Source organism: Mucilaginibacter sp. (assembly GCF_028288105.1).
Taxonomy (GTDB): domain Bacteria; phylum Bacteroidota; class Bacteroidia; order Sphingobacteriales; family Sphingobacteriaceae; genus Mucilaginibacter.
Window position 1 is genome coordinate 23943 of sequence record NZ_JAQBOI010000130.1, and the last position, 12049, is coordinate 35991.

Consider the following 12049-nt stretch of genomic DNA (forward strand, 5'->3'; position numbering starts at 1 on the left):
CATTTCCTTGAAATAATAATTTAGTTTATAGGTTAACCGGTAAATCTACCTGAACGTAATATTACTAATTATCTGCCAAATTTGTTGCAAAACGCATATTTTTATAAAAACACTAATAAAAAAGCCCGCAACTTATAAATAAGATGCGGGCTGATATGTATAGTAGGGAAATCTCTTAAACTAATAACTAATGGTAAACTGATCGCTGGTATTTTTGATCAGTACCGTTTTTACCTTCTCGCCCTCAACCGGGTTTGATAATCCGGTAGGGTCAAACCTTGATATGGGTACCATTAATGCCTCGAAACCGTTTTCGGCCTTGGCTTGTTTACCATTCAGCTTTGCAGTAAAGTTATCGTCAAAGCCATGCAACAACAGTTTTATATTATTGAATTTTGATTTTGCAGAACCTTCTGCTTTAGTAAACACGATGGCTTTCTTAGCCGGGTCATAGGTGATGGTACGCTTGTAAAAAGCACCGCCTTCATAATCAAAAGTTTCACCATCATCTTCGTAATAAACAAACCTGTTGTTCACGTCGCCTTTGTACACATGCACATACAACGTATCGGTTGGTTTTTCCATTGTGGTTTGTATTTGCGATTGCATTGGGATAATGCTGCTCTCTTTAACATAAACAGGTAGTTTAGATATACCCAGATCAAGCGCTATTTTTTGGTTACCCTGTTGCACTTCGCCGTTGTATAGGTTATACCATTTACCTGCCGGGAAATACAGTTTGCCATAATTGGTTACCCCATCAAATGGGAACACCAAAAATGCTTTACCAAACATATACTGGTTTTCATATAAGCCATTGTATACATTTTCATCATGGGTATAATCGATAGTAAGCGAGCGCATTATTGGGCTGCCGCTTTTTGTAGCTTCGTAAAAGCTTGAATATAAGTATGGCATTAAACGATAACGTAGGTTAATGTAATTACGGGTTATCTCTAACACCTCCTCACCGTAAGCCCATGGCTCTGATGCTTTTGAGTTGATACCTGAGTGGTTACGGAAGTATGGGTTAAACGCCCCAATTTGCATCCAGCGGGCATATAACGATGGTGATGCGCCACCCGTAAACCCACCCACATCCATACCCGTAAACGGCACGCCGCTTAAGCCCAGGCTGTTCATAAGCCTTACACCCAATAGCATGTGATCATTTTCGGCACGATTATCACCTGTCCACATCGCGGCATAGCGCTGTAAACCTGCATAGCCCGAGCGGGTTAAAATGAACGGGCGCTTATTATTAAGCGCGGCCTTATAACCTTCATAGCTGGAACGGATCATTTCTAAACCATAAGCGTTATGTATTTGCGGGTGCGATGCCAGCTTACCTTCGTAATTGAACAGGATATTATCCGGCGCTTTTTGGCCCCAGGTGCTAAACTCGTTCATATCATTCCAGATACCACTCACGCCTTCATCGGCATATTTTTTAAGCTCGCTTCCCCACCATGCACGCCCTTTAGGGTTTGTAAAATCGGGGAAGTTACACCAGCCCGGCCATACCTGCCCGGTATAGTTAGTTCCATCCGGATACTTCGCAAAAATGTCTTCTTTCAATCCACGTTCGTAAACGCCATAACCTTTTTCTACCTTAATGCCCGGGTCAACAATCAATGTTACTTTAAAGCCCATGCTGTTCAACTTTTTAGTTAAGCCTGATGGGTCAGGGAAGCGGGTTTTATCCCAGGTAAACACCTTGTATTTATCCATGTAGTGAATATCCAGTGTAATACCATCTGCCGGGATCTTTTTCTCGCGCAGTGTTTGCGCTATGCGGTAAACTTCGGCTTCGGGATAGTAACTGTACCGGTTTTGCTGATAGCCCAAGCTCCACAATGGTGGCATTTTCATTAAGCCGGTAAGCGAGCTATACGAGCTAATAATATCTGCAATGTGTTTATTGTAGATGAAGTAATAGTTCATTTCGCCACCCTTAGCACCGAATGACGAGAACCTGTCATTACTGGCACCGAAATTAAAATCAGACTGCCAGGTGTTATCAAAGAAGATCCCGTACTGCACATTATGATGTATGCCTAAATAAAAAGGGATAGTTGAATAAATAGGGTCCTGGCCGGTTGTGTACGCATAGGTATCGCTGTTCCAGTGGGTATAGGCATTTCCTTTGCGATCAAGCGGACCAGTCTTTTCACCCAAGCCTATAAAGTGCTCGTTATCCTGCATCTTTTTGTAGGTGGTAACAGATTCGTTCACCCATGATGTAGTTAAACCCGGCTCATCCTGGTTAATAACCTCGCCGGTTAAGGTACTAAACGTTACCTGGTATGGGTTTTTACGGATATTTACCTTTAAAGAATCGGTAGTAAGGTTTATCTGATCATTATCTTGTGTGATGGCCACTTTAGTTTTAACAGGTTCGCTTATTACAGCGTATGAAAAATCGGCTGCCAGCTTTTGCTTATCCATGCGTATCCTTATAATATTAGGGCTATACACAATTACTTTTACAAAGGCGTTTTCTGTGGTGATATCAATTTCCTGATTATTTACTGTAACAGCAGTTACCTTACCTACCTGTTTTATAGGGCTTTGGGCAGATAAGAGTTGGGCACAAGCCGTAAAAATGACAGCAAGGGCAATGCAACGATTAATTTTCATCTCTATTTTTGAATGGTTTAGTAAACAGATTAAGGTCTGTTTAAACCGGGAAACGTATTGGCTGGCGCCCCCGATTAATTGCTGAAATTATAACAGATTTGTGGCATGACATACCAATATCAATCATCAGGAAATTTTTATAACCTAAAAACCCCCTAATTTGAATAATTAGAGGGTTTTTGATAGTTTAATCTGCCAAAAATATAAGGTAGAATATTAATGCGTATAATCTTAAAAATCAATAATCGGCAAGTACAATGATGTTATTGCTAATAGGCGATATTTTTTCAAGTCCGTTTAAAAAGCCAAGGCCTACCACAAAAGTAAAACCTGCTACATGGCCGCCCATATCCTGTATCAGTTCGCTGGTGGCGGTTACGGTGCCTCCTGTTGCAAGCAAGTCATCGTGAATAAGTATATGGTCGCCGGGGTTAAAGGCATCAGTATGGATCTCTATTGTGGCCGTACCGTACTCCAGTTCATAAACTTTCTGATTAACAGTATGGGGCAGCTTCCCAGCCTTACGCACCGGGATAAATGGCACTCCCAATTTGGTAGCCAGTGTTAAACCAAATAAAAAGCCACGGCTCTCAATTCCTGCTATGGCATCAATGTGCATACCCTGCAGTTTTTCTAAAAACGCATCGGTAATTTTTGTACAAAGGATGGGGTCTTTTAGTATCGGGGTGATATCTTTAAAAATAACACCCGGTTTTGGAAAATCATGTATATCGCGGATAGCGGTTTTAATTTGCTGCTCTATCATTTAAAAACTAAATAAGGCTCAATTTTACGCAAAATTCCATCATCTATAATGGCAATGTTTTCAATATCGGCGATAGAGGCGTAGTTGCCGTGCTGTTTACGGTACTCAATAATGGCATTTACCTGTTTATAGTCCAGATAAGGCATTAACCTTAGTTTGTCAAAAGTAATGGTGTTAATGTTTATTCTACGGATGCGGCTGGCATCTACCTTTAGTTGGGCTTTTATCTCGTCGTATTTCAATTCATCTAAGCCATACACTTCTCTCAATTGCTCTTTAGATACAAAACCGCCCAACCTTTCGCGATAGTAAATGATGCGTTTGGCAAAGCCCGGGCCTATACCCTCCACAATTGTAAGCTTTGCAGAATCTGCCGAGTTTAATTCCACTACAACATTATCTGCTGCCTTCTCTTCGGCGATAATAATGAACGGTGCCAGGCGGGCATAGTCAACCTTGGTAAGGCCATAGATCTTTTGCAGATCTTCCGCTTTGCGGAATCTGCCCCCTTTTGTGGTATAGTTTTTAATAATAGCTGCCTGCTTTGCGGTTAAGCCAAGCTTTTGCCAGTCGGCTACCGTTGAAGTATTGGGGTTAAACTTGAACAGTGCAACGTTTTGGGCTTTGCCGCCGTCACTTAATTGATTTGCCTGCGGATTGGCCTTGTTCAATTGCGCTACAGCGGCATTAAACTCTGTAACGTTTATTGTATTATCTTTGTGAAACCTCTGATAAGCGCAGGGAGCAGCCAAAACCAGTGCTATTAATACAAGCAGCACTACCATGCCGTTCCATTCTTTTTTAGTAAGGGACATGTAATTTTTGAACTGCGTTTTCATTATCAACAGGCTAATAAGCCGTTAAATTAATAAATTTCGAGACTTTTACTGCGTTAAATACAGCATGAAAATAATAACCACCGAAGAGTTTGCCAAAGCCACCAAACTGGACACCCTCAAAATGCCCGGATTAGCTTCCATGTTAATGGAGCTGATGAAAATAAACCAGGTGAACGAACTTTTCGCGCAGGCACAGCCTAAGCAGGGCCCCGAATTTGTTGACGCTATTTTAAAAGGTTGTGGTATCGAGATTGAATTTGACGAGCGCGAGCTGAGGCACATCCCAAAAGACGGCGCTTTCATCGCGATAGCCAATCACCCCTATGGTGGTATTGAGGGGTTAATCCTGCTTAAAATACTCACCATGGCAAGGCCCGATGCCAAGCTGATGGCCAACTTCCTGCTGAAAAAGATCCCTAACCTGAGCGAATACTTTATAGCCGTGAACCCATTTGAGAACGTGGAGCATTCATCCAGCATCAGCGGATTGAAGAACACCCTCGAATTACTGAACAACGGCACCCCTATTGGCATTTTCCCGGCGGGAGAGGTATCTACCTTTAAACTGGAGAAAAGAGAGGTTACAGACCGCCTATGGCACCCTGTTGTGGGTAAGATCATCGCAAAAGCTAAAGTACCTGTTGTGCCCATATACTTCCATGGCAACAACGGCTTGTTGTTTAACCTGCTGAGCATGATACACCCTGCCCTGCGCACCGCTAAGCTGCCTTCTGAGCTATTTAATAAACAAGGCCAAACCATTAAGCTGCGTATTGGCAAACCTATTAAGGTTGAAGATATCCCCGACAATACTAACAGCGCCAAAATATTGAACTTCCTTCGCGCCAAAACCTATGCCCTTGGTGCCGGTTTGGATGAAGAGAAGAAATTATTTAACCCGCGTAATTTATTCAAGATCAAGAAACTGCCCGAAGCGATAGTACCCGAAACGTTTTCCGATAAACTGGAAAAGGAAGTTGACCTGCTTCGTGAGAATTATAAAGTTTGGACCGAGAAGAACTACGAGGTATACATCTGCCCTACTTCGCAGATACCCTGCATCATTCGCGAGATAGGTCGTTTACGCGAAATAACCTTTAGGGCTGTCGGCGAAGGCACCAACAAAGCTACCGACCTTGACGAATACGATATTTACTATCACCACCTGTTTATTTGGGATACCGATGCCAAAATGATAGTTGGCGCTTACCGTATTGGTTTGGGCGATGAAATATTTTATGGCGTTGGTAAAAAAGGCTTTTACATAAACGAATTATTTAAGCTTAAAGAGCAGTTTACCCCCGTATTAAAGAAAAGCCTTGAGCTGGGCCGTTCATGGATCCGTAAGGAATATCAAATGAAACCCCTGCCCCTGTTCCTCCTTTGGAAAGGCATACTGAAGTTTGTAATTGATAACCCACGTTACCGTTATTTAATAGGCCCGGTGAGTATCAGTAATTCCTTCTCCCAGTTCTCCAAATCGCTTATTGTAGATTACATAAACCGCAACCACTTTGACCACGAGATGGCGCAGTATGTAAAGCCACGTAAGAAATTCAAGGTGAATTTGGAGAATATTGACACCGACCTGCTGCTATCAGGCGGGGATACCTTTAAAGGCCTCGATAACCTGATATCTGAAGTGGAAACGCATAACATGAAAGTGCCGGTATTGCTTCGCCAGTATCTTGCCCTTAACGCCCATATCATCAGCTTTAATATCGACCCTAAATTTGCCGATTGCCTTGATGGTTTCCTTGTTTTGGATCTTGAAAAGGTACCGCAGGATATATTAGAGAAATTAGGGAAGAACCTATAACCGGGATTAAGCAGATTTTATTGATTAAGGGATTTTGATTTGCGTTTTAACCTTGCGCTCGTCTGTGACGAGTGCATACGCTGCATTGCGTCTGCGACGCACCCCGGGCGATGTAATCGCGAAACCAAGTTAAGCACTCGTCACAGACGAGCGCAAGAGAAACTACATTATAGTCTATATTGCCTGTGCCGGGTTTGGATTAAATGGTGACATTATTTCGTCAGCACCTTAATTTTTAAATTACTTATTATCAGTTATTTAATTACGTTCACGATGGTGTTCACGGCCGTGAACGTGAACACTTGCGCCATTTACTAACGAATTGTCACCGTTTACTAACGAATTGTCACCGTTACCAGCCACAAATGCACAAACATCATTGCCGTCAGCTTTAGCTGACGGATAACCAGCATGCATTTGGCTTTAGCCTAAATAGCGGATAATTTGGCTGAGCCGGGCTTTTCTATCTTATATTCCGTCAGCTAAAGCTGGCGGCAATGAATTGATAGATCGGCATACACTAATACCTCAATCCAAACCTCTTAGTAAGCGAATACAACACCCATAGCGGGGTTATAGGCAACAGCTTGGTATCATCATTAAATGAGGCTTCTTTGCCTTCTATTTTGCCGCCTATAAATTGGCCTGCCAAGCCTGCAAAAAGCACCACAACGCTTACCATTGCCAATGGCGGGCCACCGGCTTTTTCATAAAGTTCCAGCTGCATTACGCCATAGCTTAAACCAAACAGCAGAAATAGCGCGAAGTATGATAACAACGGCGATAGCTTTAAGTAGTAATACATGGCAAAAGCAATTACAAACGATGCCCAGTTAAAATAGCCGTTGTATTTACCAATAAGCTCGATATGCGGAAAAGGCAGCGCCCATGCCATACCTAATAAGCCCAGCACCATAACCGGTACAAAAAACCAATGCAGCAACCTGTTGGTTGGGTTTTGGTGACTGGCATCTAAACGGTTAAAGTAAACGTCTATCTTACGTTGCCCCGGCTTGTTTGCCGTTGTGGTTTTGGTGGTTGGTTGATGTTGCTTACCCATTAGGAAATAAAAAAGCCCCCTCCGTTATAGAGAGGGCTTGTGTAAAGCTGTTAAAATTATTTAGCAAACGCTACCGAACGGGTTTCCCTTATAACGGTAACTTTTATCTGACCCGGATAGGTCATTTCTGTTTGTATACGGTTTGATATATCTGCCGCCAATATTTCTGATTGCGCGTCTGAGATCTTTTCGCTTTCTACAACAACACGCAATTCGCGGCCTGCCTGTATAGCGAAGGTTTTTTCGACACCAGGATACGATAAAGCAAGCTCCTCAAGCTCTTTTAATCGCTTGATATAACTTTCTACCACCTCGCGGCGTGCACCCGGTCTTGCGCCTGATATAGCGTCACACACCTGTATGATTGGTGATAGCATTGATGTCATTTCCACTTCATCGTGGTGGGCGCCTATGGCATTACATACTTCAGGGTGTTCTTTATATTTTTCGGCAAGCTGCATACCCAAAATAGCGTGTGGCAGTTCGGGGTTATCATCAGGCACTTTACCAATATCGTGCAGTAAGCCTGCACGTTTGGCCAGTTTCACGTTTAAGCCCAACTCTGCCGCCATTGTAGCGCAGAAGTTTGCCACTTCGCGCGAGTGCTGCAACAGGTTTTGCCCGTACGATGAACGGTAACGCATACGGCCTACCATCCTTATCAGTTCGGGATGCAAACCGGTGATACCTAAATCGATTACGGTACGCTCGCCTATCTCAACAATTTCTTCTTCAATTTGCTTTTTGGTTTTGGCAACAACCTCTTCAATACGGGCGGGGTGTATGCGTCCGTCTGTTACCAGGCGGTGCATAGCCAAACGGGCAATCTCCCTACGAACAGGGTCGAAACCTGACAGGATAATTGCTTCTGGGGTATCATCTACAATAATTTCGATACCGGTTGCTGCTTCCAGCGCACGGATGTTACGACCTTCGCGACCAATGATACGGCCCTTTATCTCATCATTCTCGATGTTGAAGATAGATACCGTGTTCTCAATAGCACTCTCGGTAGCGGTACGCTGTATGGTTTGGATAACTATTTTCTTAGCCTCTTTGGTAGCGGTTAGCTTGGCTTCGTCAACAATATCTTTTATTTGCGCCATGGCCTTGCTGCGTGCTTCTTCGCGCAGGTTATCTACCAATTGGTTTTTAGCATCTTCTGCACTTAGGCCCGCAATGGTTTCCAACTGTTGTACATGCTGATTCTTCAGGATATCAACCTCCTCTTGTTTCTTAACAAGAATATCGGTTTGGGTTTCCAGTTTCTTACGCGCGTTATCCAGTTCAGCTTCCTTACGGTTCATGTTCTCCAGCTTCTGGTTAAAAGATTGCTCTTTTTGTTTGATGCCGTTCTCGCGCTGATTTAATACGTTGTTTTTAGCGTTTACTTCCTGCTCATGCTCGGCTTTCATCTGCAAAAACTTCTCTTTTGCTTCCAGCTGCCTGTTCTTTTTTAATATTTCGGCGTTGTTCTCTGCATCCTTTAATATCTTCTTTACTTTATTTTGTGCCGATACTTCCTGGTCTTTAAAGAGCTTACGTAGCAGGAAACGCCCTATGACTATTCCCGTCGGGACGCCCATAAGCACCCCGATAATGATGTATAATATACTGTTCATTGGTTATTTAGGTTATATATAATAAAAAAACCGCAACTAAACTTCTAAGTGTCATGTATTGTTAAAACTTCTTGCCGGATGGAGTGGATCACGGGTTACCGTTAAATCACGATCAACGCATGCCTCTTTGTAATCCGAAGATATTGAAGCGTTAAGTTTTTAATAGTGAAACTTAAAATTTAACTGCGGTTAAATCTTAAAATGCTCTGTTATATGTGTAAGAACGTTATTGTTTCGAAAAAAAATCTGACAGTAAATGATCTAACTGATAAACCTTTTCTGCTACCTCGGTATCATCCGTAGTAACTTTCTTATCCGCCTTTAATGACGATGTTGCATAATGCAGCACACACATCGAAAGCAAATCTTGTTTATCCCTAACCGCGTAATTTTCCTGGTATTCCTTTATACGGTCATTGATCAGCTTAGCTGCCCTTCTTATTATTTCCTCTTCTTCCATGTTTACCTTCAACGGGTAAACTCTGTCAGCAATATTTATTTTTATTGAGATTTCTCCCATTGAGCTGTTCACTTTTCTGCATTACTTTTTAAGCAATACAATGCACTTATCTATTTCTTGCACAAAGTCGTTAATTTTTTGCTTAATGTCAACACTTTTTTCATTTGTTTCTGAAAACGACTTTGCAAGCTTCAATACACGAAGCTTTTCTTCCAGGTCTTTTGTCTTGTTTGTACTGGCTTTCAGGGCCACATTTAACGCCTCACTTTCCAGCTTCAGCAAATCATTTTCTTCCTGCAACGCAGCACAAAGCTCAATTAACCGCTCTGTTTTTTCTACAACTTTATTTAATTGTTCTGCTACTGAGGCCATTGTTAGTTAGTGATTTTACAATTGTGATTTAGCGAATTAGTGATTTAGTGATTTCTTTATTCACTAATTCACTAATTCAGTCCCTCAATAATTATTTACGGATCTCCGCACCCGCTTCTTTGCCTAAATTATAAATTAATTTTTGCATCAGGGCATCAATCGCTTTATCGGTTAAAGTTTTCTCTGTGTCTTGCAGGGTAAAACTCAGCGCGTACGATTTTTTACCTTCGGGCAATTTATCTCCCTGGTAAACATCAAATACGTTCACCTCTTTTAACAGCTTCTTGTCCGTCCGTCCGGCTACCTGCTTCAACTGTCCGAAGGTTACGGCTTTATCTACCAGCATGCTCAAATCCCTGCGCACCGCCGGGAACTTGGATACCTCCTGGTAAATTATTACGTTTTTGCGTACCGCTGCCAGTATCAGGTCAAAGTTAAAATCGGCATAAAACACTTCCTTATCTACATCAACCTTTTTGGCCGCTGCCGTACCTACCGGCCCAAATTTAACCAGTTGCTTACCGTTTAGCATGTACTGCAAGCCAAAAGCCAGCTTGCTGCAGGTAGCATCTTCGGTTACAAAATCGGTTATTTTAAGGCGTTTTAAAATACCATCAACAATGGCTTTTAAATTGTAGAACGATACCGGTTTCTGCTTTTGGTTCCATTGCTCGGCAGTATCGGCACCCGTTATGAATACACTGAAACGCTGTGTTTCGATATACTTATCATCCTTTACACTGTACACCTTGCCAAACTCGTAGAATTTAAGATCGGCGCTGCGGCGGTTTTGGTTATAGGCAATGGCCTCTAAACCCGAGTATAAAAGGGTTTGGCGCATGGCATCCAGATCGCTGCTTAGGGGGTTCACTATCTTCACGGCAGCATCGGGGTTATCCGAGTAGCTTAGTTTGGTAAGCGAGTTAGCCAGCATCTCGTTAAAGCCATTAGCGCTAAGCAAGTCGGCAATTACGTTTTGCACGGTATCTTTTTCCGGGCGGATCGAATTATTCAACGATGCCCTTATTTGCGTAGGGATCTCTATATTGTTATAGCCGTAAATACGCAATATCTCTTCTACCACATCCACATCGCGGGTTACATCTACCCGGTATGGGGGTACTTTAAGCGATAAGCCTTCGGCGGTTTCGTTAACTATTTTAATATCTAAAGCGGTAATAATGCTTTTGATGGTATCGTTACCAATGGCTTTACCTATCAGCCTGTCGATAGTGTTATAGGTGATCTCTACATCAAACGGTGCTACCGGCGCAGGGTAATGATCAAATATATCCGACGTTACCTTACCACCCGCTACCTGCTGTATTAACAAGGCTGCACGTTTAAGGGCAAATACGGTCATATCAGGGTCGGTACCACGCTCAAAACGGAACGATGCATCAGTCTTCAGCCCAAATCTTTTTGATGTTTTACGTACCGCTACAGCGTTGAAATAAGCGCTCTCTAAAAAGATGCTTGTTGTAGATTCGCTTACGCCCGATTTTGCACCGCCAAATACACCGGCAATACACATGGCCTCGTCGGCATTGCATATCATCAGGTCGTCGGCGCTTAGCGCGCGGTCTACATCGTCTAATGTTTTAAATACAGTGCCTTCGGCTACGTTCTTCACAATCACCTTGTTACCGGTAATGGCGGCTGCATCAAAGGCATGCAGGGGCTGCCCAAGCTCGTGCAGTACATAGTTGGTAACATCAACAATATTATTGATGCTGCGCACGCCTATCACTGCCAAACGCTCTTTTAACCACGCAGGCGACTCGCCCACCTTTATATCAGATATAGTTAAACCCGAGTACCTTGGGGCAGCAGCTTCGTTCTCTACCACTACCTGTATAGGGCTATCGTTGCTATCTACCTTAAACGCGCTTACATCGGGCTTTTTGATGCCCAGTTTAAGGAAAGCAGCTATATCACGCGCCGTACCCAGGTGCGATGCAGCATCAGCACGGTTTGGTGTAAGGCCTATTTCATACATGTAATCGTCGTTCAGCTTAAAATGTTCTTTAGCCAGCGTACCCACAGCGGTATCGGCGTCAAGCACCATAATACCGTCGTGATCGTGGCCAAGGCCTATCTCATCTTCGGCGCAGATCATCCCTTCGGATATCTCGCCCCGTATTTTAGATTTTTTGATGGTAAACGGTTCGCCTACGGTTGGGTATATGGTTGTGCCCACAGTTGCCACCACTACTTTTTGCCCGGTTGCCACGTTATGGGCGCCACAAACAATCTGCAGATCCTCGCCAAGGCCCACATCTACACGGGTAACATGCAGGTGATCTGAGTTGGAGTGCGCGGCACTTTCTTTAACATGGCCAATAACCAGGCCTTCTAAACCGCCCGGTATGGCCTGTACCCGCTCAAGGCTCTCTACCTCTAAGCCGGTACCTGTAAGTATGGTAGATAATTCCGCAGGGGTTTTATCCGTATCAATAAATTCTTTAAGC

Annotated in this window: 9 protein-coding genes; 1 reads left to right on the forward strand and 8 read right to left on the reverse strand. The window is 43.2% G+C overall.

Annotated features, from left to right (window positions below):
• Positions 1–180: 180 nt before the first annotated feature.
• The 3 genes from JWQ85_RS09025 to JWQ85_RS09035 all read right to left on the reverse strand — a co-directional run bounded on the left by JWQ85_RS09025 (position 181) and on the right by JWQ85_RS09035 (position 4245).
• A complete protein-coding gene (locus JWQ85_RS09025) occupies positions 181–2640 on the reverse strand; it encodes a glycoside hydrolase family 31 protein (protein WP_299467104.1) in 2460 nt (819 codons plus the stop codon).
• A gap of 238 nt (positions 2641–2878) precedes the next feature.
• Positions 2879–3406: an adenine phosphoribosyltransferase gene (locus tag JWQ85_RS09030; protein ID WP_299467106.1), complete on the reverse strand. Its 528-nt coding sequence runs from the start codon at positions 3404–3406 to the stop codon at positions 2879–2881.
• Positions 3403–4245, reverse strand: a complete 843-nt coding sequence (locus tag JWQ85_RS09035; RefSeq protein ID WP_299467107.1) for a helix-hairpin-helix domain-containing protein — start codon at positions 4243–4245, stop codon at positions 3403–3405. Before JWQ85_RS09035 ends, JWQ85_RS09030 begins: the two co-directional genes overlap by 4 nt.
• Positions 4246–4309: 64 nt before the next feature.
• Between JWQ85_RS09035 and JWQ85_RS09040 the strand changes: the two genes are divergently transcribed.
• Positions 4310–6064, forward strand: coding sequence for a GNAT family N-acyltransferase (locus tag JWQ85_RS09040; RefSeq protein ID WP_299467109.1), 1755 nt, complete (start codon positions 4310–4312; stop codon positions 6062–6064).
• Between the two features lie 520 nt (positions 6065–6584).
• Here the strand turns inward: JWQ85_RS09040 and JWQ85_RS09045 are convergent.
• The 5 genes from JWQ85_RS09045 to pheT form a co-directional block, all read right to left on the reverse strand.
• Positions 6585–7124 (reverse strand): DUF962 domain-containing protein, encoded by a 540-nt coding sequence (locus JWQ85_RS09045; protein WP_299467111.1) that lies wholly within the window; start codon positions 7122–7124, stop codon positions 6585–6587.
• Positions 7125–7180: 56 nt separating this feature from the next.
• A complete protein-coding gene (gene rny, locus JWQ85_RS09050) occupies positions 7181–8746 on the reverse strand; it encodes a ribonuclease Y (RefSeq protein WP_299467113.1) in 1566 nt (521 codons plus the stop codon).
• Between the two features lie 226 nt (positions 8747–8972).
• Positions 8973–9266, reverse strand: coding sequence for a cell division protein ZapA (locus tag JWQ85_RS09055; protein ID WP_256538259.1), 294 nt, complete (start codon positions 9264–9266; stop codon positions 8973–8975).
• Between the two features lie 21 nt (positions 9267–9287).
• On the reverse strand, positions 9288–9578 hold the full coding sequence (locus JWQ85_RS09060; RefSeq protein ID WP_067052893.1) for a hypothetical protein: 291 nt from the start codon (positions 9576–9578) through the stop codon (positions 9288–9290).
• A 91-nt stretch (positions 9579–9669) separates the two neighbouring features.
• A partial coding sequence (gene pheT, locus JWQ85_RS09065; protein WP_299467118.1) for a phenylalanine--tRNA ligase subunit beta occupies positions 9670–12049 on the reverse strand: 2380 nt, incomplete at its 5' end.